The sequence below is a fragment of the Micromonospora sp. AMSO1212t genome, from assembly GCF_008868145.1.
In the GTDB taxonomy this organism is placed as follows: domain Bacteria; phylum Actinomycetota; class Actinomycetes; order Mycobacteriales; family Micromonosporaceae; genus Micromonospora; species Micromonospora tulbaghiae.
This window is the reverse complement of sequence record NZ_WBKS01000107.1, coordinates 1-21783: the sequence shown is the minus strand read 5'-3', so window position 1 is coordinate 21783 and position 21783 is coordinate 1. Positions and strand designations below refer to the sequence as shown.

Sequence of the window (21783 nt, the reverse complement as noted above, 5' to 3'; positions counted from 1 at the left end):
TGCTGGGCAGCGTCTCGACCGCGACCGGTGCGGCGGGCGGCTCGGCGGAGGTGAGCCGCACGGCGCCGACGGTACCGCCGACCGCGAGCGCCACACCGACCGCCGCGGTCGCGGCGATGGCGGCGGGCGAGGAGAACTTGCGGGTACGAAGGTGCCTAGCAGCCACCGGCCCGGTCCTTTCGTCAACTGAACAAACCGGCCCGGACCGTAACGAGAGAAGCACTTCCGAAGTCAACGTGATCATGGTGCTATGCCCGTATTTACCCTGGTACGTGTAGCCGATCACGCCACCGTCGATCGGCCGAACGGCCCACCGATCCGCCAGGATGGAAACCGTGCTGAGTCGTCGCCTGGTCGAGCTGTTCGGATGGATCGACCCCGGTCCGGGCAGCACCCACGTGGTCAGCGACATCTCCGGCTGGTGGCGCGACCCCGACGTGCTCGCCCGGGTCGGTCCGGCGCTGGCCGGGCTGTTCCCCGAGGATCGCCCGACCGTCGTGATCGCCCCCGAGGTGACCGGGCTGCTGCTCGGCCCGCTGGTCGCGGTCGCCGCCGGAGCCGGTTTCCTGCCCGCGTACAAGGACGGTGGCGAGCGGCGCCGGGTCGGGCCGACGCGCTGGGCGCAGACGCCCCCGGACTACCGGGGACGGCAGCTGCGGGTCGGCGTGGACGACCGGCGGCTGAACCCCGGCGACCGGGTGCTGCTGGTCGACGACTGGGTCGACACCGGCGCGCAACTGGACGCGCTGGGCCGGGTCGTCCGCGACGCCGGGGCCGACCTGATCGGTGCCGCCGCACTGGTCGCGACCTGCCCGCCCGAGGTCGCCGAGCGGCTGGGTCTGCGCGCCCTGGTCACCGGTGACGAGTTGCCGTGAGACGCCGGCAAACCGGATGAACGACGGCGGTACGGTGCCGTAGCGTCGGCGGCATGTGGCCTCGCATCGGTGGATTGCGCGCACTCGCCCTCGGCACGCCCGGTGAGCTGCGCACCCGACTCAACACCCTCGTACTCTCCGGCGTGAAGACCGCCACCGCCGGGCTGGTCCAGGAGTACGACGACGAGAACGAGGAACTGGAGTACGTCGGCGAGCGACTGGTCCTGGTCGACGACAACGACGCGCTCGTCGGCGTCGTGGAGGTCACCGGCGTCGAGGTGGTGCGCTTCGCCGACGTGCCGTGGGACTTCGCCCGCGCCGAGGGCGAGGGCGACCGGTCGATCGAGGAGTGGCGCGAGGGCCACGGCGCCTACTGGGCCCGGCAGGGCACCCCGGTCACCGACGACACCCGGATCGTCTGCCTCCGCTTCCGGCTGGTCTCCACCGAGGGCAGCGTCGGCACCTAGCCGGCGCGGCGCAGCTCCGGCAGCAGCGCCGCCGCCTCCACCAGCACCGCCTCGTCACCGGCGTACCAGCTGCTGGCCCGGGGCCAGTGCGTCACCACGTCGGTGAAGCCCAGCCGGGCCGCCCGGGCCACCTGCTCGGCGAGGAAGTCGGCGCTGGTCAGCGAGAACACCGGCGCCGAGTCGAGCGACAGGTGGCGGTCGAGCGTCGCCGGATCACGGCCGGCCTGCTCCAGCGTGCGGTCCATCCGCTCGGACAGCTCCGCCACAGTGCCCCACCATGCCTCGATGTCGTCGCCGCCGAGCCCGGTGGTGACCCAGCCCTGCCCGAACCGGGCGACCAGCCGCATCGAGCGGGGACCGTTCGCGGCCATCACGAACGGCACCCGGGGCTGCTGGACGCACCCCGGGTTGTTGCGCGCGTCCACAGCGGTGAACCACTCCCCGCGCCAGGTCGTGCCGTCCTCCCGCAGGATCGCATCGAGCAGCTCGGTGAACTCGGCGAACCGGTCCACGCGCTGCCGGGGCGGCAGCGTCTCGCCGCCCAGCACGGCCGAGTCGAAGCCGATGCCGCCCGCGCCGAGGCCGAGCAGCACCCGGCCGTCGGACACGTCGTCGAGCGCCGTCACCTGCCGGGCGAACGCCGCCGGGTGCCGGAAGTTCGGCGAGGCGACGAGCGTCCCCAGCTTGACCCGGGACGTCACGCCGGCCGCCGCGGTGAGCGTCGTCCACGAGTCGAACCACGGCCCGTCGACCAGGTCACGCCAGCCCAGGTGGTCGTAGGTCCAGGCGTGGTCGAAGCCCCACTCGTCCACCTGTGCCCACCGCCGGCGTGCTTCCGACCAGCGCTGGTCGGGCAGGATCACGATGCCGATTCGCATGATCACCAGGGTACGACCCGGGTCGGACATCCCGACCCGGGTCGCGGTGGATCACGCCGCCAGATCGGCGACCACGCAGGCGATGTTGTCCGGCGCGCCGGCCGCGTACGCCAGCTCGACCAGGCGCTCGACGGCGGTCTCCGGGTCGTCCGCCTCCGCCAGCGCGGCGTGCAGCGCGCCCGGGTCCACCACTGCCGAGAGGCCGTCGGAGCAGAGCAGGTAGCGGTCGCCGGGCAGCGCCGTACGCAGCGCCAGGTCCGCCTCCACGTCCGTGCCCGCGCCGAGCGCCCGGGCCAGCAGCGCCCGCTGCGGATGTGCCCCGGCCTCGGCCGGTGTGAGCCGCCCCTGGTCGACGAGCGTCTGCACGTACGTGTGGTCCTGGGTCAGCCGGGACAGCTCACCGCCGCGCAACAGGTACGCCCGGCTGTCCCCGACGTGCACCAGCGCGAGCCGGGTGCCACGTCGCACGAGCGCGGTGAGCGTGGTGGCGGGCTGGTCGGTGTCGGTGGCGTGCGCGCGAACCGCCCGGTCGGCCCGGGTCACCGCGTCGGCCAGCGCGGCGAGCAGATCGGCCTGCGGCGTGTCCGCCTGCTCCAACGGCCGCAGCGCGTCCACCGCCTCCGCGCCGGCGGTGGACCCGGCCGGACCGCGTACGCCGTCGGCGACCGCGAGCAGCGACGCGCTCGCGTACGCGGTGTCCTCGTTGGAGTCGCGGACCGTGCCGGTCTCGCAGCGCGCCGCGTACCGGAAGGTGGTCTCGGACATGGTGGTGCCCCTCTCGCTGAGCCTGTCGACGAGGAGCGCGACGGCCCGGCCGCGCGCCGCGGTGTCCGCGCTGACCCGCCGCCACCAGGCGTCGAGCGCCTCGGCGGCGGCAGCGGGCGGCAGGCCGCAGACGGTACGGACCTCGGCCAGCGGCATCCCGGCCCGGCGCAGCCCGGCGATCAGCCGTGCCCGGTCCAGCTGCTCCGGCGCGTAGTAGCGGTAACCCGAGTGCGGGTCCACCGCGGCCGGGGGCAGCAGCCCGCAGTCGTCGTAGATGCGCAACGCCCTGGCGCTCAGGCCGGCCGCGCGGGCGAACGCGCCGATGGTCAGCAGTCGCACCGTGCCTCCCTCACGCTCCTCGTGCCGGTCACCGCGACCGGCACTGATCACGCTGGGCCTTGCCGCAGGGGACGGGTCAAGGCGTCGCTGCCGACAGTTTGGTCAGCATCCGGCCCAGGTGCGGCTCGATCGTGCCGGCCGGCGCCTCGGCCACCTCGGCCGTCGTCCACCAGCGGATGCCGGCGAACTCCACCGGATCGGGCGTGAACCGCTGGTCACGGTGGGCGGACAGCACGTACCAGAGGCTGACGTCGGTGTGCCGCTGCTCCGGCGGGCCGACCGTCTCGGTGACGGTGAGGAACGCCGGGCGCTCGCCGAACGGCGGCGCGAAGACCGCCGCCACGCCCAGCTCCTCCCGCAGCTCGCGGCGCACCGTGTCGGCCGGGTGCTCGCCGGGCTCGACGTGACCGCCGCTCGGCAGCCACATGCCCGCGAGACGGTGGTCGACCAGCAGCACCGCGCCGTCGGCCGGGTCGCGGAGCAGGAAGTACGCGACCAGATGCGGCGACGGCGTACGCGGCTTGGCCCGGCGGAAGATGTCCTCCGTGGCGGCGAGCCAGGTCAGGGCCGCCCCCCGGTGCCGCGCCTCCTGCTCGTCACCAGGTGTCAGCTCGTCCACCAGTGCCCGGATCTCGTCCCGCATCCCGCCGATGCTGCCACCCGGGTACGACAGGGTCAGTCCGGCGGCAGCGGGTTGGCGTCGGCCGCCGCGCGGACGAACTCGCGTACCCGGGAAGTGGTGTTCCCGGCCGGCCACACCGGGCCGCGACAGATCGGCGGCGCGTCGTGGATCGGCACGTAGGCCAGGTCGGGACGGGCGTAGAACTGGCGGGTCTGCTCGCCCACCGGCAGCACCCCGCGCCCCAGCGCGACGAGCGCCAGCATCTCGGAGAAGCTGCCGCCCACCGGGCCCCTCGGCACCGGGCGGCCCGCCGGGGTGCGGTCCGGCGTGCGGTCCTGCTTGAACGCGGTGGAGGTCACCGCCGGGTACTGCACCACCGGATGGTCGCCGAGCACCTCCAGCGACACCGACTCCTCGGCCGCGAGCGGATGGCCCGCGGCCACCGCGAGCACCCGGCGCTCGCGCATCAGCACCGGGCCGTTCGCCATGCCGTCGAAGGGGTACGAGGCGATCAGCACGTCGATCGTGCCGTCCAGCAGGCTCGACCGGGTGCTGGCCAGCGGCGCCTCGTGCACGTGCACCTCGCAGTCCGGGTGGCGCTCGGCGAACCGGGCCACCGCGCGCAGCAGCACCGGCGCTGTCGACTCACCGACGTACGCAACCCGCAGCTCGCCGGTGAGCCCGCGCCCGGCGTCCACGGCCCGCTGCACCGCCGCCTCGACGCCGGCCACCAGCGGGCGCATCTCCTCGGCCAGGCGGGCGCCGATCGGGGTAAGCCGGACGACCCGGCTGGTGCGCTCGAACAGCGGCGCGCCGATGCGGCGTTCCAGCTTGCGCACCACGTGGCTGACCCGGCCGGTGCTCACCCGCAGCCGCTCGGCGGTCCGCCCGAAGTGCAGTTCCTCGGCCAGGGTCAGGAACGTCTCGATCTCGTACCGCTCCAGCACCGGAGCACCTCCGTCGTTGCCTGCGGGTCAACGATCGTAGTCCGGATCGGGCTTGGTCCCGGCGGCGCGGCGGACCAGGGTTGACGGCATGCACAACGTTCTCGTGACGGTGACCGGTTTCGACCACCTCGTGCTCGCGGTGAGCGACGTCGAACGCTCGCTCGGCTTCTACTGCGGCACGCTCGGCCTGGCCCCGGTGCGGGTCGACAGGTGGCGGGCCGGCGAGGTGCCCTTCCCGTCCGTACGCGTCGACGCCGGCACCATCATCGACCTGGTACGGGGCGAGCCGGTCGGGTCCAACGTGGATCACTTCTGCCTCGTGGTCGAGCCGGTCGACTGGCAGCGGGTGGTCGACTCCGGCGTGTTCACCGTGCTGACCGGCCCGGTACCGCGCTTCGGCGCGCGCGGCACCGGCACCTCGATCTACGTCAGCGACCCGGACGGCAACGCAATCGAACTGCGCTCCTACCCGGCCGACGCCTAACCTGGCCCGATGCCGGAGCTGGAACGACTCGCCGCTCACCACGCACCCGCCGTGCTGCGGTTCGAGCGGGAGAACCGGGCGTACTTCGCCCGGTACGTCCCCGACCGGGGCGACGACTACTTCACCGGGTACGCCGCCCGGCACGCGGCCCTGCTGGACGAGCAGGAACGCGGCACCTGCCACTTCCACGTGCTGGTCGGCGACCACGGCACCGTGCTCGGGCGGTTCAACCTGGTCGACGTGGCCGGCGGCAGCGCCGAGCTGGGCTACCGGGTGGCCGAGCGCGCCGCCGGGCGCGGGCTCGCCGGTGAAGGCGTACGGCGCGTCTGCGAACTGGCCCGTACCGAGTACGGGCTACGCCGGCTGGTCGCCTCGGCGGCGCTGGCGAACCCGGCCTCACTGGCGGTGCTCCGGCGTGCCGGTTTCGTGCTCGACGGCGGGGTGTCCGACTGCGAGGTGGATCTGGACGGGGAGCCCGGCCTGCGGCACGCGCTCGACCTCCGTGCGCCCTACGCGGCCGCGTCCCCGTAGGTGGGCGCGCCGGCCGGCTCGTACGTCAGTTGCAGCGTGCCGTGGGCGTGGTTGACCGACTCGGTGAGCCGCAGCGCACTCGGCACCGTCCCCTCGCCGAACAGCCGCTTCCCGGTGCCGAGCACGACCGGGTACAGCCACAGGTTGAGCCGGTCGACCAGGCCGAGGCGCAGCAGCGACTGCACCAGGTCGAGGCTGCCGATCACGTGGACCTCGTCGTGGCGGGCCTTCATCTCGGTTACGCGCTCGGCCAGGTCGCCGCTTACCAGCGACGAGTTCTCCCAGGCCAGCGGTTCGGCGAGCGTACGGCTGGCCACGTACTTGGGCACGCCGTTGAGCAGGCCGGTGAAGGGGATGTCCGCGGGCGCCTCGGGCCAGTAGCCGGCAAAGATGTCGTACGTCTTGCGGCCCAGCAGGAGCGCGTCCATGCTGCTCGCCTGCTGGAACATCACCGCGCCGGACTTGTCGTCGAGCAGCGGCATCTGCCAGCCGCCGTGGCTGAAGCCGCCCTCGCGGTCCTCGTCGGGTTCGCCGGGAGCCTGCGCCACGCCGTCGAGGGTCAGGAACTCGGTCACGATCAACTTGCCCATGGGTCTGCTCCTCCGGTTTCTGCTCGTCCCCCGTCAGACCCGTCAACGACCCGCAACTCATCGCCGACTCCGAGGGACCAGCGACCTGAGACTGCCCGTAAGATCATTCTCTTCGGCAGGCGTACGCCTCCGGAGTCCTCGAAGGCGGATTCGCCATGATCCCCGATCGGACTGAGATAAGCAGCCTCCTGGACGAGGCGCTGGCGGGTGTGGCCGTCGCGTTCCAGGGCATGACGGCCCACGAGCAGGAGTCCAACTGCGAGTGCCACTGGGGCAGCGCGGAGGAGTTGGCACTGCTGAAGACGCCGGACGTGCCGCTCGACGATGACCTGCTCGGCCGGACATACGGCACCGCGGACTGGCACTATCCCGGCCCGCTGCTGCGCCGGATCCTGCCGCAGCTGACCCAGCACCTCGTGGCGGGCGATGCAATTTCCCGGACCGGAGCGCCTGGCCTTGGATACTTCTTCGCCACCGCCCGCTGGCAGGAGTGGCCCGCCGGACAGCAGGACGCCCTGCGGGAGTTTCTGAACGCCTGGTGGCTGCATGTACTGGTCGAGCCCGACGCGAAGGTGTCCGCCCATGACGGCCTCTCCTTCCTCGCCGAGGCGACCATCAAGTTCAACCCGTGGCTGGCAGCCTGGGCAGAGGCTCTGGTCGACGAGGTGACCCGCCGGCGGCTGGTCGAGGCCGTGGATGAGTGGATGTACGACCTGCGGGGCAACGCGCTCCCGTGGCCGAGTTGGCACGACGTCGACACGTGGGTTCCCGCCCTGCAACTGTTTGTCGTCCGACACGCGCCCGGCGCACTGCGGGAGCACAACGCATCGGTCGAACTGCTCGACGACGTCCGCCGGCTCGGCCTGTCCGATCCCGAGCGGTGGGCCTGACAGCCCTCGCGGTGACGCGTCGGATACTCGGCCTGAACGCGCACGGCGCATTGTGTCATCCGATGTTCCGGGCACGGCCAGCGCAAGAAGCGGTAGCGACGACTGAGGCCCCAGCCAGGAAACCTGTCCTGAGCTGGGCGTCCGGCCTCGCCGGCCTGCGTCTCGCCCATGAGCCGCTTCTCCCGATGCTCACCGCCCCAGTCAGCGGCGTCAGCAGCCCTACCTCGTCCGAGCGTCAGGCACGAACCGGCGGCTCGCCGAATCTGGCACCACGGACGACGGAATCGGTCTCGACTTCCTGGACCGTCCAGACGTGACCGACGAAGTCGTCCACCGCGACACCACCGCGTCCGAGCAGCGTCCGGATCGCTGCCACTGCCTCCTGCCGCCGCGACAACCGGTAGTTCACCTGGACCGCCCACGCCGGCCGCTCGCCGACCGCGCACTCCAACTCCGCCACCATCTCAGGCTCCCAGTCGAGGTACAGGTCACGGTGTTCCTCCACCAGCCAGAGGAAGACCGAGCCCGGCGCGACCCACTGATCAGGCTGGGTCTCACCGAGGGAACCCAGGAGCCGCAACACGTCCGCCCTGGACACGGCCGGGAAGACGAACGCATTCTCACTCACGCGCAGAACCATAGGCGCCCCGGCAAGAAGCCGCGGCCATCGGCCGGTGCAGGCTGGTGACCCGTGGAACATCGAAGGCCCTGACCGGGACTGTTGTCCTGATCAGGGCCTTCACGCTGGAGCGGGTGACGGGAATCGAACCCGCACTGTCAGCTTGGGAAGCTGATGTTCTGCCATTGAACTACACCCGCAGGCGGCACCACTCTACCCGAAGGTCACCACCCCCGTGCATCCAGGTGCCCGCGCCACTTCGGCGAGGTGGCTGCATCGGCGGGCGGTTGACCCCGCCACCTCCCCGAGCTGGAGTGGATCAAGCACTCAAGCGAGGCCGGTCGGCGCGAAGTTGCACGTCGGCAACATATGGGCGTTCTCAAATCTGTCGATGAGATGTAACGTCTGCCCCACGTTTCCGAACCGGCGTGACACACCCCCTGCCACGCCGTCAGAAAGAGGTGGGCCCATGGGACTCCGTCCCAACCTGCTGACCCGGCGTACCGCCGGTGTCGCGACGTCGACCCTCGCGCTGCTGCTCAGCACCGCCGCCGTCGGCGTCGTCCCCGCTGCTTCGGCCTTCTCGGCCGCCCCGGCCGGCGTCTGCGCCGAGCCGGCTGACGCCCACGCCGACGAGCACGCGAACGCTCGCGTCGCGAAGGGTGGCAACGCCAAGCTCGACCCGAACCACCTGACCGCCAAGCAGGTCCGTGACCGTGAGGCCGACCTCGCCGCGGCGCAGCGCGAGCGGGCCAACTTCCGGACCGGCGCCGTCGCGCCGCTGGCCACCGTGACGATCCCGGTCGTCGTGCACGTCATCCAGGAGAACAGCACCCGGGCCGGCGGCAACATCACCGACTCGATGATCAACCAGCAGATCACCGTGCTGAACCAGTCGTACGCGGGCTCGACCGGCGGCGCCGCCACCGCGTTCGGATTCCAGCTCACGAAGATCAACCGGGTGACCAACCCGTCGTGGTACCCGATCGTGCAGGGCTCCTCCGCCGAGCGCTCGATGAAGACCTCGCTGCGTCAGGGCGGCAAGAACACGCTGAACATCTACCTCGGCGAGCTGAGCGACAGCCTGCTGGGCTGGGCCACGTTCCCGAAGCGGACGCTGGACAAGATGGACGGCGTGGTCGTGCTGAACGAGTCGCTGCCCGGCGGCACCGCGACCAATTACAACCAGGGTGACACCGGCACCCACGAGGTCGGCCACTGGCTGAACCTCTACCACACCTTCCAGGGCGGCTGCTCCGGCTCGGGCGACAGCGTCTCCGACACCCCGGCCGAGGCGTCCCCGGCGTACCAGTGCCCGACCGGGCGGGACACCTGCTCGACCGCGGGCAAGGACCCGATCACCAACTTCATGGACTACACGTACGACTCCTGCATGTACCAGTTCACCGCCGGCCAGGCGAGCCGCATGCTCACCGCGTGGAACGCCTACCGCGCGGCCTGACCCTCGCACCACGTACCGGTGCCGGCCCTGTCCTCGGACGGGGCCGGCACCGTTTCGTCTCCGGCCGGGTCAGGCGGCCGGGCGGCGGGTGTCGAAGCCGTGCCGGCCGCGCCGTGCCTCTGCGGCCACCGGCTCCCGCCGGGCCGGTTCGGCCCCGCGCGGGTCGAGCCAGACCCGCACCTGCGGCGGGGCGGCGCCGGGCTGGGCCACCGGGTCGCGCCGGGTCAGCATCGCCGCCTCGACCGTGAACTCGAACAGCCGCCAGTCGCCCTGCGGCGACGCGCGGCCGATCCGGGCAAGCCGGGCCACGGTGGCCGGGTCGGTCACCGGCCGGGCGCGGCCCGCGACGTACGCCTCGTCGTCGCTCTCCTCCGGCGGGAACGAGTGCAGCGCGTAGCGGCCGTCGCGTTCGAGGTCGCGGCGTTTCGGCGAGTCGATGACGAAGCACCAGAGGCCGTCGGCGGTGAACACCGGGGAGACCGGATGGACCCGGGGGCCGCCGTCGGCGCGGACCGTGGCGAGGTAGCCGAAGCCCGGCCCGTACTGCTGCATCAGGAGGCGGATCTCGTCGGCGAGGCGGGGCTCGTCGGCGGCGAAGTCGGACCAGGAAGCCATGTGGACACTCTATCGAACACATGTACGAAGATGTAGTGCGACACGCAGGTCACCCGTACCGGTCGCTATGGTGTTCCGATGCTGCTCTCCGACCGCGACCTGGTCTCCGAAATCAAGGCCGGCACGCTCGCGCTGGAGCCCTTCGAGCCCACTCTGGTGCAGCCGTCGAGCATCGACGTACGCCTGGACCGGCTGTTCCGGGTCTTCAACAACCACCTCTACACGCACATCGACCCGTCGATCCAGCAGGACGACCTGACCTCGATGGTGGAGGTGCCGGAGGGGCAGCCGTTCGTGCTGCACCCGGGCGAGTTCGTGCTCGCCTCCACGCTTGAGGTGATCTCGCTGGGTGACCAGCTCGCCGGCCGGCTGGAGGGCAAGTCGAGCCTGGGGCGGCTGGGTCTGCTGACCCACTCGACGGCCGGCTTCATCGACCCGGGGTTCTCCGGCCACGTCACGCTGGAGCTGTCGAACGTGGCGAACCTGCCGATCACGCTCTGGCCGGGCATGAAGATCGGCCAGCTCTGCATCTTCCGGCTCTCCTCGCCGGCCGAGCACCCGTACGGCTCGGCCGTCTACGGCTCCCGTTACCAGGGGCAGCGCGGCCCGACGCCGAGCCGGTCCTGGCAGAGCTGGCGCACCTGGCCGACCCGCTGACGCCGCGCCCGGGGCACCGCCGTCACCGGCGGAGCCCCGGACCACGACCTCAGCCGGGACGGCCGTAGCTGTTGATGTCGCCGTCGTCGACCCGCTTCATCGTGATGGGCTTGCCGGACTGGGAGGCGTGCACCACCCAGCCGTCGCCCACGTACATCGCCACGTGGTGCAGGTCGCTGTAGTAGAAGACCAGGTCACCGGCGCGCAGCTCGGCGCGGCTGACCCGCTTCGTCACGCCGTGCTGCTGGCGCGCGCTGTGCGGCAGCGAGACGCCGCCCTTGGCCCACGCGGCCATGGTGAGGCCCGAGCAGTCGAAGTGGTCCGGTCCGGCCGCGCCCCAGACGTAGATCTTGCCGATCTGGGCGCAGGCGAACTTGACCGCCGCCCCGGCCGGGCCGCCGGGGTAGCCGGCCGGGCACGGCGCCGGGCGCAGCGGGCCGCCGCCACCCTTGCCGTACACCTTGAGCCGCAGCTTCTCCAGCTTGGCGATCTCGGCGTCGATCTGCTTCTTCTTCGCCGCGAGCTGGGCCTCGGTACGCGCCAGACCGGCGATCATCTCGTCCAGCGGCTTCTTCTTCGCCGCCAGCTCGTCGCGCAGCGCGGCGACGGAGCGCACCTGCTCGTGCTGGCGGTGCGCGAAGCGGTCGAGCAGTTCCAGGCCGTTGACCAGATCGCCGGGTGAGCGGCTGCCGAGCAGCGCGTTGACTGTGGAGAGGTTGTCGCCCTTGTAGGCGTCGGCGGCGAGCCCGCCGACCTGGCCGAGCGCGGCGTCCACCCGGGCCTGGAGGGGTGCGATCTGCCGGCCGAGCGCGTCGGCCTGCTTGCGCCGCGCGGCGAGCTGCCCGCGTACGGCGTTGACCTGTTCGATGACCGGTTCGAGCTTGTTCCAGTCGCGGTCGATCTGGGCCTCGATCTCGGCGACCGAGGGTTCGGCGTGTGCCGCCGTGGTGCCGCCGGTCAGGACGACGGCGGTGCCGACCAGGGCGGCGAGGGCGGTGGTGAAGCGGGACCAGCGGGTACGCGGCACAGCCGTGGACCGGTCGACCGACCGGTTCGACGACGGCCGCTGGGCATGGAGTGCCACCGGGCGTCCGTACTCCTTCTTCCGTACCGCCTACCGGGTTAGCTGACGGATTCGGGCGGGAAGGGAGCCGCCCTACCGCATCGCTGCGGATTCACCCCAGGTACCTGGTTCCCCGGCTCGCCCGAAGGCGACTCGGCGGTGTCGGACCGTCACCGACCGGGTTGGACGGTGAGACGTGCGGCCGACGATTCACCAGAGTAGGGACCACCGTTATCGATCCGCAACTTCCAGCGCCGTGACACTCCGTACGCGATGAGGTGCCGCACCCGCGCGGAGGTGAAATTTTCTTTCAGGGCTGATTACCCACTGGAAAGGTATTGACCCTCACGGGTGTGCGGAGTGAGGGTGGAAACGCAGTGACCCCCATCCCTGTCCAGGAGGTTCGATGCACCTCTCCGCCCCGCCGTCTGGCAGACGGATACTGCTCGCCGCCGCCGTGGCCACGGCCACCGCGCTGGCGACGACCGGCCCGGTGACCGCCGCGCCGGACACGTCCGCGCCCGCGAGCGACCGGCAACAACAATACGCCGCCGCAGCAGCCGAGTACGGCGTACCGCAGAACGTGCTGCTCGGTGTCTCCTATCTGGAGTCCCGCTGGGACACGCACACCGGGCAGCCCAGCACCAGCGGCGGCTACGGCCCGATGCACCTGACCGACGCCGCGCACATCCTCGCCGTGCCGGGCAGCGCCCACGTCGACGAGGACGAGGACCCGCGCGGCGACGACGCCCGCCCGCTCAAGCTCGATCCGGCCACGGCCGCCGCACCGAAGCGGGAGACCCCGCTGCCGCCCGCCTCGCTCCAGACGCTCGACGCCGCCGCCGCGCTGACCGGGCTCGACGCGGGGACGCTGCGCACCGACCCGGCCGCGAACATCCGCGGTGGCGCGGCGCTGCTGGCGTCGTACCAGAAGGCTCTGGGTGGGCCGGTCGGTGCCGGCACCGACCCGGCGGCCTGGTACGCCGCGGTGGCCCAGTACTCCGGCGCGGACACCTCGGACGCGGCAGCGGCTTTCGCCGACGAGGTGTACGACCAGCTCGGCCAGGGCGCCAGCCGGACCACCGACGACGGCCAGCGGGTCACGCTCGCCGCCACCGCCGCGCAGCCGGACCGGTCCCGCCTGGCCCGGCTCGGCCTGCGCAACGCCGAGCGGCCGGACGGGCTGGAGTGCCCGGTGCGGCTGGCCTGCGAGTGGATCCCCGCGCCCTACGAGCAGCTCAGCGACGACCCGGGCGACTACGGCAACCACGACCTGGGCGACCGGCCGAAGCAGCAGAAGATCGAGTACATCGTCATCCACGACACCGAGGGCTACTTCGGCCCGAGCGTCGACCTGGTGAAGCGGGCCGACTACCTGGGCTGGCACTACACGCTGCGCTCGGTGGACGGCTACATCGCCCAGCACATCAAGACCAAGGACGTGGGCTGGCACGCCGGCAACTGGTACGTCAACGCGAAGTCCATCGGCCTGGAGCACGAGGGCTTCGCCGGTCAGGGCACCTGGTACACCGAGGCGATGTACCGCACCTCCGCCAAGCTGGTGCGCCACCTGGCGCTGAAGCTCGGCATCCCGATGGACCGCCAGCACATCATCGGCCACGACAACGTGCCCGGCATCACCGCCGCCAACGTGGGCGGCATGCACTGGGACCCGGGACCGTACTGGGACTGGTCGCACTACTTCGACCTGATGAAGGCGCCGTTCCGCAGCACCGGCACGTCCCGTACCGGCCTGGTCACCATCGACCCCGACTTCGCCACCAACCGGCCGGCGTTCTTCGGCTGCAACCAGCAACCGCCCGGCGTCCCCAGCCCCACCCCGCCGGCGCAGCCGTGCCCGTCGCGCGGCTCCTCGTCGGTGATCCTGCGGACCGCGCCGAGCCCGGACGCCCCGCTCGTCAACGACCTCGGGCTGCGCCCGGACGGCACGCCGGACACGATGTACATCTCCGACCACGGCGCCCGCGCCTCCGCCGGCCAGACGTACGCCCTCGCCGGCCGGCAGGGTGACTGGACCGCGATCTGGTACCTCGGCCAGAAGGCGTGGTTCCTCAACCCGGCCTCCGCGCCGACGGCGAAGTGGGCCACCGGCTTCGTGGTGACCCCCCGGCCCGGCAAGGCCACCATCCCGGTGTACGGGCGGGCCTACCCGGAGCAGGCCGCCTACCCGGACACCATCCCGTACCAGGCCATCTCGCCGCTGCAGTACACGTTCGCCGCCGGCCAGCGGTACGCGGTCGGCGGGGTGCTGCCGGGCGAGTACTACCGGGCGGTCTCGTTCGACGGTTCCGCACCGGGTGACCGGACCGTGGTGCGCGGCGAGAACCGCTACGTGCAGGTCCAGTTCGGTCACCGGATCATGTTCGTGAACCTGGACGACGTGCTGATCCTGCCGTCCCCGGTCGGCGCGCCGCGCTGACCGTCACCGCACACGGGAAGGCCCCCGGTCCGTGACGGACCGGGGGCCTTCCCGTTGCCAGGAGGTGCGGGTCAGCTGACCCGGACGAAGCCGGCGAGCGGCTGGGTGTTGATGCTCGACACCTGGACCGGTTTACCGGTACGTGGCGCGTGCACCATCACCCCGTTGCCGAGGTAGAGCCCGACGTGGTGCAGGTCGGAGCCGAAGAACACCAGGTCACCGGGGCGCGCCTCGGAACGGGAGACCCTGCGGCCCTCGTTCCACTGGGCGCCGGTGAAGTGGGTCAGCGAGATGCCCGCCGCCTTGTACGCGTACTGGGTGAGGCCGGAGCAGTCGAACGAGTTCGGGCCGGTGGCGCCCCACACGTACGGGTCACCGACCTGGGCGCACGCCGTCTTGATCGCGGTCCGCGCGGCGCTGCTCACCACGCCGTCGATCTTGGGGCAGCCCGCCGGGCGGATCGAGGTCACCGGGAGCATGGCGGTCAGCCGCTTGATCTCCGAGTCGATCTGCTTCTTCTTCGCCGCGAGATCGTTCTGCTGCTTGATCTCCAGCGCGATCAGCGCGTCGAGCTTCTCCTTCTGCTTGTTGTACTCGTCGCGCACCTTGAGCACACCGGCGATCTGGCGGCGCTGGTCGTCGGCGATCCGGTCCAGCATGACCAGCTGCTCGGCCAGCGTGCCCGGCTTGGTGTTCACCAGCAGCGCGCCCAGCTCCTGCGACGGGCCCTGGATGTAGTACCGGGCCGCGATGTCGCCGACCTTGTTCATGGCGAGCGTGGAGGCCAGCTCCAGCGGCACCATCTTGTCCTTCAGCGCCTTGGACTTCTTCTGGTTGGTGCGGAGCTGCGAGCGAACCTTGTTGAACTGCTCGATGGTGGGTTCGAGCTGCTCCCACTGCTTGTCGATCTGCGCGTCGATCTCGTCCACCGACGGCGCCGCGTGCGCCGGGGCGGTCAGCATTCCGGCGCCGACCGCGGCGGCCGCGACCAGGGTGACCAGACGGCGTACCACCCGTTGGAACCCGGCCCGCCGACCGGGTGGAGCGCTCGGGGCGTGACGTTGAGGGGGCGTGGTTGCCACCGGCACGGACTCCTTTGCAACCGACCGCCGGGCGCCTCGCGAGAGGGAAGTTCGAGGCAGACGACCCACAGCGGTCGGTGCCTCACATTAGGGAAGGCGTCCGATGGAATCAAGGCGACCGTTTGTTCAATCACGTATCCGCAATCGATTGCACACCAAGGGTATTCATTTCACCTCCCGACGATGGCTGTCAATACGTCATCGAGCGTCACCACACCCATCGGCCGGCGTCCGTCGCTGACCAGCACCATGTGGCGGCGTTCGCGGCGCATCGCGAGCAGCAGATCGGCGAGCGTACGGTCCGGCGGCACCACAGCCAGCGGTCGGTAGACAGCGGCCGGCACCGGCGCCCGGCGGCTCGCCCCGGCGTACCCGAGCACGTCCTTGACGTGCACGAAACCGAGCACCCGGCGGGTGGACCGCTGCACCACCGGGAAGCGGGACCGGCCGGTACGGGTCGCCAGCACCTCCAGCGACGCCGGTGAGACGTCCTCGGCCACCGTCGTCACCGTCGACCAGGGTTGCAGCGCGTCCGCCGCGGTACGGCTGTGCAGGGCCAGCGCGCCGGTGATCCGGGCGTGCTCCTCGGCGTCCAGCAATCCCTCGGTACGCGCCTGGGAGACCAGCCCGGCCAGTTCCTCGGCCGTGAACACGGTCTTCACCGCGTCGGTCGCCTCCACCCGCCACCACCGCAGCACCTGCCGGGACGCCCACTTCATCGCCAGCAGCAGCGGCTTGGTGGCCAGGCAGAACGCCAGCATCGCCGGGCCGAGCCAGAGCGCCGACGGCTCCGGCCCGGCCAGCGTGATGTTCTTCGGCACCATCTCGCCGACCACCGTGTGCAGGAACACCACCACTGCCAGCGCGATGACGAACGACACCGGGTGCACCGCCGAGGCGGGCAGCCCCAGCGCGGCGAACGGCGACTCCAGCAGGTGGGCGAGCGCCGGCTCGGCGATCGCGCCGAGGCCGAGCGAGCAGACGGTGATGCCGAGCTGCGCCCCGGCGATCATCAACGGGATCTGGTTCATCGCCGCCAGCGCCAACCGCGCCCGCTTCGACGTCGCCGCCAGCGGTTCGATCACCGTACGGCGGGACGCGATCAGCGCGAACTCGCTGCCCACGAAGAACGCGTTGCCGAGCAGCAACACCACCGCCACGAGTAGTTCAGGCACCGTCGTCGGGCTCCTCGGGGCGCACCACCCGCACCTGCTCGATCCGGTGCCGGTCGACCTCCACCACCGTGAACTCGTACCCGGCCTCGTCGACCGTCTCGCCCGGCACCGGGATGTGGCCGAGCCGCGCCATGAGGAAGCCGCCGAGCGTCTCGTACGGCCCGTCGGGCAGCCGGAACCCGGTCTGCTCGACCAGCTCGTCGGCGCGCAGCACACCGTCGGTCAGGACGGTCCGCTCGCCGCCGGGCACTGTCAGCTCCACCGGGCCGAAGCCGTCCACCGCGTCCGGGTCGAACTCGTCGGCGATCTCTCCGACCAGTTCCTCGACCAGATCCTCCACGGTCACCACGCCGTCGGTGCCGCCGTACTCGTCCACCACGATCGCCAGGTCCGCCCCGGCGGCCTTGAGCGCGGCCAGCACCCCGTTCAGGTTCAGGCTCTCCGGGACGTACACCGGTTCCCGGGCGACGGCGGCGACTGTGGTGGCGGCCCGGCGGGCGAGCGGCACACCCAGCGCGTCGGGCACACCGGCGACGCCGGTGACCAGGTCGAGCGTCTCCTCGTACACCGGGAACCGGGTCCGGCCGGTCCGCCGGGACGCCTCCAGCAACTCGGCCACAGTCGTGGTGGCGCGCAACGCGGTCACGTCCACCCGGGGCGTCATCGCCTCGGCGGCCCGCTTGTCGCCGAAGCGGATGGTGCGGCGCAGCAGCATCGCGGTGTCCGGCGGCAGCGCACCGGCTCGCGCCGAGATGGCGGCGAGCAGACCCAGCTCCTCCGGGGAGCGCGCGCTCGCCAGTTCCTCCTGCGGCTCCACGCCGAGGCGGCGCACCAGCCGGTTCGCGGACTCGTTCAGCAGTCGGATCAGCCAGCCGAAGGTACGGGAGAAGGCCCGCATCGGCGCCGCGGTGGCGAGCGCGGCCGGCATCGGGCGGGCCAGCGCGAGGTTCTTCGGCACCAGCTCGCCGAACAGCATCGAGATGAGCGTGGCCAGGGCCAGCGCGAGCAGGCCGGAGAAGCGTTCCGCGCCGCCGAACGGATGCAGCAGCGGCGTGAAGATCCGGGCCAGGGCGGGCTCGGCCAGGTAGCCGGTGAGCAACGCGGTGAGCGTGATGCCGAGCTGCGCGCCGGAGAGCTGGAAGGACAGCTCTCGCAGCGCGCGGCGTACCGTGACGGCCCGGCCGTCCCCCTCGTCGGCCCGCCTGTCGATCTCCGCCCGGTCGACCGTGACCAGGGCGAATTCGGCCGCCACGAAGAACGCGTTGCCGGCGGTCAGCAGCACGAAACCGACCAGGGGCAACAGCGTCAGAAGCAGAAGGCCGTCGATGCGCGTGATTGTGGCACGCGCGCGCCGACGGCGGACCCCCGTGGCGCGCGACGGCGGCGGCACCGCATGGGTGCCGCCGCCGTCGTGGTCCGGCTCCTGCCGGGTGTACGCCTCAGCTCGCGGCCGGCGCGACCTCCGGCTCACCGGCCGGGGCCTCCGGCTTGACCGAGCGCAGCAGCACGCTCGCCACGTCGACCACCTCGACGTCCTCGCCCGCGCCCTTGCCGTTCACGCCGTCGTTCAGCATCGTCGAGCAGAACGGGCAGCCGACCGCGATGGTCTTCGCGCCGGTGGACATGGCCTCCTCGACCCGGTCCACGTTGATCCGCTTGCCGATCTTCTCCTCCATCCACATCCGGGCGCCGCCGGCGCCGCAGCAGAAGGAGCGCTCGCTGTTGCGCGGCATCTCGGTCAGCTCGCCCTGGATCGAATCGCCGAGCACCTCACGCGGCGCGGCGAAGATCCGGTTGTGGCGGCCGAGGTAGCACGGGTCGTGGTAGGTCACGCCGCCGTCGACCGGCTGCACCGGGGTGAGCTTGCCGGCGCTGACCAGGTGGGCCAGCAGCTGGGTGTGGTGCACCACCTCGAACTCGCCGCCGAGCTGGCCGTACTCGTTGCCCAGGGTGTTGAAGCAGTGCGGGCAGGTGGCGACGATCTTGCGCTTGCTCTTCTCCCGCCCCTCGAACGCCTCGTTCAGCGTCTCGACGTTCTGCTGGGCCAGCATCTGGAAGACGAACTCGTTGCCGATGCGGCGGGCCGGGTCACCGGAGCAGGTCTCGCCCTCGCCCAGGATGGCGAACTTGACGCCCGCCTCGTTGAGCAGCGTGGCCACAGCGCGGGTGGTCTTCTTGGCCCGGTCCTCGAACGCGCCGGCGCAGCCGACCCAGAACAGGTACTCGAAGTCGTCGACCTCGCCGACCCGCGGCACCTCGAACCCGAGGCCCTTGGTCCAGTCCTCGCGGGTGTTCTGCGGGGCGCCCCACGGGTTGCCCTTGTTCTCCAGGTTGCGCAGCATGACGCCGGCCTCGGAGGGGAAGCTCGACTCGATCAGCACCTGGTAGCGGCGCATGTCGACGATGTGGTCCACGTGCTCGATGTCCACCGGGCACTGCTCGACGCAGGCGCCGCAGGTGGTGCAGGACCAGAGCACGTCCGGGTCGATGACGCCGCCCTCTTCGGCGGTGCCGATCAGCGGCCGGTCGGCCTCGGCGAGGGCCAGCACGTCCATGTGGGCGAGCTGCGCCTCGGTGGCCTTCTCCTCGCCGGTCAGGTCCTTGCCGCCACCGGCCAGCAGGTACGGCGCCTTGGCGTACGCGTGGTCGCGCAGGCTCAGCACCAGCAGTTTCGGCGACAGCGGCTTGCCGGTGTTCCAGGCGGGGCACTGCGACTGGCACCGACCGCACTCGGTGCAGGTGCTGAAGTCGAGCAGGCCCTTCCAGGTGAACTGCTCGACCTGGGCGACACCGAACTGGTCCTTCTCCGGGTCGGCCTCCTCGAAGTCCAGCGGCTTGCCCTCGCTGGTCATCGGGCGCAGCGGGCCCAGACCGGAGCCGGCCGGCTTCTCCGGGTCGCGCTTGAAGAAGATGTTCGGGAAGGCCAGGAAGCGGTGCCAGGCCACGCCCATGGTGACGTTCAGCGAGATCACGATGAGCCAGGTCATCGAGATGCAGATCTTGATGAGGGCGGCCACGCTGACGCCGGCCTCCCAGTTCGGGAGCACCGAGCCGACCGCGTGGCTGAGCGGGGCAGCCCAGACCGGGTACTCGAAGTGGTCGGTGGCGACCTTGAAGCCCCGGATCACGAACCCGAAGATCAGGACCAGCAGGACGACCCACTCGACGAAGTAGCCCTGCCACATGGTCGAGCCGGTGAACCGGGAACGGTTCTCCGCGCGGCCGGGCCGGTTGCGCAGCCGGATGGCCATCAGCACCAGGATGCCGACCAGGCCGAGGATGCCGATCCACTCGGTGACCAGACCGAAGATCGTCCAGTGCCCGATGATCGGCAGCCCGCCGCCGGTCGAGACCACCTCGAAGTAGGCCTCCAGCACCAGCAGCGACAGCACGATGAAGCCGACCATCACGAACCAGTGGGCGGCGCCGACCACGCTCCACTTCAGCATGCGGGTGTGACCGGCGGTCTCCACCAGCATCTTCTTGGTGCGCGCGCCCTTGTCGCCGAACCGCTCCGGCGCGGGCTGGCCGAGCCGGATGACGGCTGTCATCTTCATGACCGCGCGCACCGCAAGCCACACCGCCACGGCGGTGATGGCGGCCGCGAGGATCGTGGTGACGATCTGGACGCTGCCCATCGAGTTGGCCTCCCGGTCTGCTGCCTTGTCCGTGCAGCCTACGCGCAAGGTTACCCAGCAGTAACGTGAGTCTTCTCGCACCAGGCCACGCCGCCCTGCGCACACCTTAGGTGGAGCGGCGTCGAAGCGCCGGGCAGGGGCGGCGTGGCGTGAGCTACGCCGGGGTGGGGCAGTGCCGGATCAGCGCCAGCGGGAGAGCAGGATCAGCGACGAGACCATCGCGCCGAAGCCGACGGCGAGGTTCCAGTAGCCCCAGCTGGCGACCGGGTACGCCTGCTCGGACAGGTAGTAGAGGACCAGCCAGCCGATGCCCACCACGATCAGCGTGACCGCCGTGACCGGCAGCCAGATGGGGCTAGGCTTGCGCGTCGACGCCGTCGCCGTCGGACGCACGTCCGTCGGCGGGGTGTACACCTTCTTCTTGCGGACCTGAGACTTGGGCACGACGCTCTCCAGAGGGGGGTACGACCTCGTCCGGCCTGACAACCGGGCGCGAGGGCGACGGTCCATGGCCAATAATGTTCGACAGCTAGCGTAGTCCCGACGGACCGTCCAGGCCACGAATGGGGCCAGGCCGGTGCACTCAGTAACCGGAAAGAGCGGACTTTCCGGGTCGAGCAGGTCGGCTCGCACCGGCGCGGGCCGGAACGAAACGACGGGAAAGGGAACGCCCGGTGGAGTACACGTCCGGCGCCGCCTCCTGGCAGAAGGTCCTCCGCCGCGCGGCAGCCGCCCTGCTGCCCCGGCGCGCCCGCCAGCGCCGCCCCGGCTGGTCCATCGGCGTACCACTGATCGCCGCCGCGGCAGGCCTGCTCTTCACCACCACCGCCACCACCGCGGGCGGCACGTCCCTGCGCGAGGACCGCCGGCCCCAGCTCACCCAGCTGATCGAGGACCGCCGCGAGGAGGTCGCCGCCAGCGAGGCGAAGGCCGCCCGGCTCCGCGCCGAGGTGGAGGACCAGACCGCCGCGCTCGCGGGCGCCGACGGGCCGATCAAGACCGAGCGGGACCGGGCCGCCGCCAGCCGCCAGGCCGCCGGATTCACCGCGCTCACCGGCAGCGGCGTGACGGTCGAACTGAACGACGCCGACCGCCGGCCCGACCAGCCGCTGCCCAAGGGCGCCAGCAACGACGACCTGGTGGTGCACCAGGGCGACGTCCAGGCGGTCGTCAACGCGCTCTGGGCCGGCGGCGCGGAAGCCATGTCAATCATGAACGTCCGCGTGCTCAGCACCAGCGCGGTACGCTGCGTCGGTAACACCCTGCTGCTGCACGGCCGGGTGTACTCCCCTCCTTTCAAGATCGTGGCAATCGGCGATCCCGCGGAACTCCAGCGGGCGCTCGCCGCCTCTGAGGGAGTGCGGGTGTTCAAGGAAGTGGCCGACCACTACCAACTCGGGTACGTCGAGCGCGTCTCCACAGTCACCGTGCCGGCGTTCGAGGACTCCACCGCGTTGCAGTCGGCGACGGTGCCCCGGTGACCGGCGGCGACCCCCGGGAACGCGCCGGCCACGACCGCCGGGAGGAGCCGACAGCGTTCCTCCCCCGGGTCGAGCGTCCGGCCCCGGCGTCGCCGCCCCCGCTCGACCTGCCCTGGCCCGACGCCGGCCCGGCCCACACCGCTCCGGCCCGGCGCGGCCCGGA

Annotated in this window: 22 protein-coding genes, 1 tRNA gene, 1 pseudogene and 1 riboswitch; of the genes and pseudogenes, 9 read left to right on the top strand and 15 right to left on the bottom strand. The window is 71.5% G+C overall.

The genetic code is table 11. From position 1 onward, the window contains the following. A pseudogene (locus F8279_RS22745) lies at positions 1 to 166 on the bottom strand (septal ring lytic transglycosylase RlpA family lipoprotein); the annotation flags it as partial. A 160-nt stretch (positions 167 to 326) separates the two neighbouring features. On the opposite strand from F8279_RS22745, the gene F8279_RS22740 reads away from it, so the two are divergent. Continuing rightward, positions 327 to 875, top strand: coding sequence for a phosphoribosyltransferase family protein (locus F8279_RS22740; protein ID WP_192580749.1), 549 nt, complete (start codon positions 327 to 329; stop codon positions 873 to 875). Between the two features lie 53 nt (positions 876 to 928). Beyond that, complete coding sequence (locus tag F8279_RS22735) at positions 929 to 1342, top strand: ASCH domain-containing protein (protein ID WP_151500991.1); 414 nt, start codon at positions 929 to 931, stop codon at positions 1340 to 1342. Here F8279_RS22735 and F8279_RS22730 read toward each other — a convergent pair. The 4 genes from F8279_RS22730 to F8279_RS22715 form a co-directional block, all read right to left on the bottom strand. Further along, positions 1339 to 2250, bottom strand: a complete 912-nt coding sequence (locus F8279_RS22730) for an LLM class flavin-dependent oxidoreductase (protein WP_151500990.1) — start codon at positions 2248 to 2250, stop codon at positions 1339 to 1341. The two genes, F8279_RS22735 and F8279_RS22730, sit on opposite strands and share 4 nt — an antisense overlap. A 21-nt stretch (positions 2251 to 2271) precedes the next feature. Continuing rightward, a complete protein-coding gene (locus F8279_RS22725; RefSeq protein ID WP_151500989.1) occupies positions 2272 to 3324 on the bottom strand; it encodes a MerR family transcriptional regulator in 1053 nt (350 codons plus the stop codon). A gap of 76 nt (positions 3325 to 3400) precedes the next feature. Beyond that, positions 3401 to 3967 carry an NUDIX hydrolase gene (locus F8279_RS22720; protein WP_151500988.1) on the bottom strand — a complete coding sequence of 189 codons (567 nt, stop codon included), beginning with the start codon at positions 3965 to 3967 and terminating at the stop codon, positions 3401 to 3403. Positions 3968 to 3999: 32 nt separating this feature from the next. Continuing rightward, positions 4000 to 4893, bottom strand: coding sequence for a LysR family transcriptional regulator (locus F8279_RS22715; RefSeq protein WP_151500987.1), 894 nt, complete (start codon positions 4891 to 4893; stop codon positions 4000 to 4002). 88 nt (positions 4894 to 4981) lie between these two features. Between F8279_RS22715 and F8279_RS22710 the strand changes: the two genes are divergently transcribed. Both F8279_RS22710 and F8279_RS22705 read left to right on the top strand, forming a co-directional pair. Continuing rightward, complete coding sequence (locus tag F8279_RS22710; RefSeq protein ID WP_151500986.1) at positions 4982 to 5377, top strand: VOC family protein; 396 nt, start codon at positions 4982 to 4984, stop codon at positions 5375 to 5377. A gap of 9 nt (positions 5378 to 5386) precedes the next feature. Then, a complete protein-coding gene (locus tag F8279_RS22705; RefSeq protein WP_091413720.1) occupies positions 5387 to 5908 on the top strand; it encodes a GNAT family N-acetyltransferase in 522 nt (173 codons plus the stop codon). Here F8279_RS22705 and F8279_RS22700 read toward each other — a convergent pair. Next, positions 5887 to 6498: a dihydrofolate reductase family protein gene (locus F8279_RS22700; RefSeq protein WP_151500985.1), complete on the bottom strand. Its 612-nt coding sequence runs from the start codon at positions 6496 to 6498 to the stop codon at positions 5887 to 5889. The two genes, F8279_RS22705 and F8279_RS22700, sit on opposite strands and share 22 nt — an antisense overlap. Before the next feature lie 155 nt (positions 6499 to 6653). On the opposite strand from F8279_RS22700, the gene F8279_RS22695 reads away from it, so the two are divergent. Then, complete coding sequence (locus tag F8279_RS22695) at positions 6654 to 7388, top strand: hypothetical protein (protein ID WP_151500984.1); 735 nt, start codon at positions 6654 to 6656, stop codon at positions 7386 to 7388. A gap of 235 nt (positions 7389 to 7623) precedes the next feature. On the opposite strand, the gene F8279_RS22690 is transcribed toward F8279_RS22695, so the two are convergent. Both F8279_RS22690 and F8279_RS22685 read right to left on the bottom strand, forming a co-directional pair. Beyond that, the gene (locus tag F8279_RS22690) at positions 7624 to 8016 is read right to left on the bottom strand and encodes a hypothetical protein (protein ID WP_151500983.1); all 393 of its coding nucleotides are present in this window, start codon (positions 8014 to 8016) and stop codon (positions 7624 to 7626) included. A 117-nt stretch (positions 8017 to 8133) separates the two neighbouring features. Next, positions 8134 to 8207, bottom strand: a tRNA-Gly gene (locus F8279_RS22685). Between the two features lie 269 nt (positions 8208 to 8476). Here F8279_RS22685 and F8279_RS22680 point away from each other — a divergent pair. Next, complete coding sequence (locus F8279_RS22680; protein WP_151500982.1) at positions 8477 to 9469, top strand: zinc metalloprotease; 993 nt, start codon at positions 8477 to 8479, stop codon at positions 9467 to 9469. A 69-nt stretch (positions 9470 to 9538) separates the two neighbouring features. Here F8279_RS22680 and F8279_RS22675 read toward each other — a convergent pair whose 3' ends face one another. Then, positions 9539 to 10084: a pyridoxamine 5'-phosphate oxidase family protein gene (locus tag F8279_RS22675; protein ID WP_151500981.1), complete on the bottom strand. Its 546-nt coding sequence runs from the start codon at positions 10082 to 10084 to the stop codon at positions 9539 to 9541. A 78-nt stretch (positions 10085 to 10162) separates the two neighbouring features. Here F8279_RS22675 and dcd point away from each other — a divergent pair, with 78 nt between their 5' ends. Next, positions 10163 to 10741 carry a dCTP deaminase gene (dcd, locus tag F8279_RS22670; RefSeq protein WP_013283324.1) on the top strand — a complete coding sequence of 193 codons (579 nt, stop codon included), beginning with the start codon at positions 10163 to 10165 and terminating at the stop codon, positions 10739 to 10741. Positions 10742 to 10790: 49 nt separating this feature from the next. On the opposite strand, the gene F8279_RS22665 is transcribed toward dcd, so the two are convergent. Next, positions 10791 to 11825 carry an NlpC/P60 family protein gene (locus tag F8279_RS22665; protein WP_151500980.1) on the bottom strand — a complete coding sequence of 345 codons (1035 nt, stop codon included), beginning with the start codon at positions 11823 to 11825 and terminating at the stop codon, positions 10791 to 10793. Between the two features lie 13 nt (positions 11826 to 11838). Further along, a riboswitch (cyclic di-AMP (ydaO/yuaA leader) is annotated at positions 11839 to 11973 on the bottom strand. Positions 11974 to 12210: 237 nt separating this feature from the next. On the opposite strand from F8279_RS22665, the gene F8279_RS22660 reads away from it, so the two are divergent. Beyond that, positions 12211 to 14244 (top strand): N-acetylmuramoyl-L-alanine amidase, encoded by a 2034-nt coding sequence (locus F8279_RS22660; RefSeq protein ID WP_151500979.1) that lies wholly within the window; start codon positions 12211 to 12213, stop codon positions 14242 to 14244. Positions 14245 to 14315: 71 nt separating this feature from the next. On the opposite strand, the gene F8279_RS22655 is transcribed toward F8279_RS22660, so the two are convergent. The 5 genes from F8279_RS22655 to F8279_RS22635 all read right to left on the bottom strand — a co-directional run bounded on the left by F8279_RS22655 (position 14316) and on the right by F8279_RS22635 (position 20583). Beyond that, the gene (locus F8279_RS22655) at positions 14316 to 15326 is read right to left on the bottom strand and encodes a C40 family peptidase (protein WP_091415995.1); all 1011 of its coding nucleotides are present in this window, start codon (positions 15324 to 15326) and stop codon (positions 14316 to 14318) included. A gap of 170 nt (positions 15327 to 15496) precedes the next feature. Beyond that, the gene (locus tag F8279_RS22650) at positions 15497 to 16501 is read right to left on the bottom strand and encodes a hemolysin family protein (RefSeq protein ID WP_091413702.1); all 1005 of its coding nucleotides are present in this window, start codon (positions 16499 to 16501) and stop codon (positions 15497 to 15499) included. Continuing rightward, positions 16494 to 17801 carry a hemolysin family protein gene (locus tag F8279_RS22645; RefSeq protein ID WP_091415992.1) on the bottom strand — a complete coding sequence of 436 codons (1308 nt, stop codon included), beginning with the start codon at positions 17799 to 17801 and terminating at the stop codon, positions 16494 to 16496. Before F8279_RS22645 ends, F8279_RS22650 begins: the two co-directional genes overlap by 8 nt. Before the next feature lie 139 nt (positions 17802 to 17940). Continuing rightward, on the bottom strand, positions 17941 to 20139 hold the full coding sequence (locus tag F8279_RS22640; RefSeq protein ID WP_091413700.1) for a (Fe-S)-binding protein: 2199 nt from the start codon (positions 20137 to 20139) through the stop codon (positions 17941 to 17943). 180 nt (positions 20140 to 20319) lie between these two features. Beyond that, on the bottom strand, positions 20320 to 20583 hold the full coding sequence (locus F8279_RS22635; protein ID WP_018785565.1) for a cell division protein CrgA: 264 nt from the start codon (positions 20581 to 20583) through the stop codon (positions 20320 to 20322). A gap of 230 nt (positions 20584 to 20813) precedes the next feature. Between F8279_RS22635 and F8279_RS22630 the strand changes: the two genes are divergently transcribed. After that, positions 20814 to 21620: a DUF881 domain-containing protein gene (locus F8279_RS22630; RefSeq protein WP_091413698.1), complete on the top strand. Its 807-nt coding sequence runs from the start codon at positions 20814 to 20816 to the stop codon at positions 21618 to 21620. Positions 21621 to 21783: the final 163 nt, after the last annotated feature.

Bases quoted from the DNA above. Each gene is read 5' to 3' on its own strand.
- F8279_RS22735 (WP_151500991.1), top strand. From the start codon at position 929: ATGTGGCCTCGCATCGGTGGATTGCGCGCACTCGCCCTCGGCACGCCC.
- F8279_RS22660 (WP_151500979.1), top strand. From the start codon at position 12,211: ATGCACCTCTCCGCCCCGCCGTCTGGCAGACGGATACTGCTCGCCGCC.
- F8279_RS22730 (WP_151500990.1), bottom strand. From the start codon at position 2,250: ATGTCCGACCCGGGTCGTACCCTGGTGATCATGCGAATCGGCATCGTG.
- F8279_RS22700 (WP_151500985.1), bottom strand. From the start codon at position 6,498: ATGGGCAAGTTGATCGTGACCGAGTTCCTGACCCTCGACGGCGTGGCG.
- dcd (WP_013283324.1), top strand. From the start codon at position 10,163: ATGCTGCTCTCCGACCGCGACCTGGTCTCCGAAATCAAGGCCGGCACG.
- F8279_RS22740 (WP_192580749.1), top strand. From the start codon at position 327: ATGGAAACCGTGCTGAGTCGTCGCCTGGTCGAGCTGTTCGGATGGATC.
- F8279_RS22695 (WP_151500984.1), top strand. From the start codon at position 6,654: ATGATCCCCGATCGGACTGAGATAAGCAGCCTCCTGGACGAGGCGCTG.
- F8279_RS22705 (WP_091413720.1), top strand. From the start codon at position 5,387: ATGCCGGAGCTGGAACGACTCGCCGCTCACCACGCACCCGCCGTGCTG.
- F8279_RS22720 (WP_151500988.1), bottom strand. From the start codon at position 3,967: ATGCGGGACGAGATCCGGGCACTGGTGGACGAGCTGACACCTGGTGAC.
- F8279_RS22640 (WP_091413700.1), bottom strand. From the start codon at position 20,139: ATGGGCAGCGTCCAGATCGTCACCACGATCCTCGCGGCCGCCATCACC.
- F8279_RS22680 (WP_151500982.1), top strand. From the start codon at position 8,477: ATGGGACTCCGTCCCAACCTGCTGACCCGGCGTACCGCCGGTGTCGCG.
- F8279_RS22675 (WP_151500981.1), bottom strand. From the start codon at position 10,084: ATGGCTTCCTGGTCCGACTTCGCCGCCGACGAGCCCCGCCTCGCCGAC.
- F8279_RS22710 (WP_151500986.1), top strand. From the start codon at position 4,982: ATGCACAACGTTCTCGTGACGGTGACCGGTTTCGACCACCTCGTGCTC.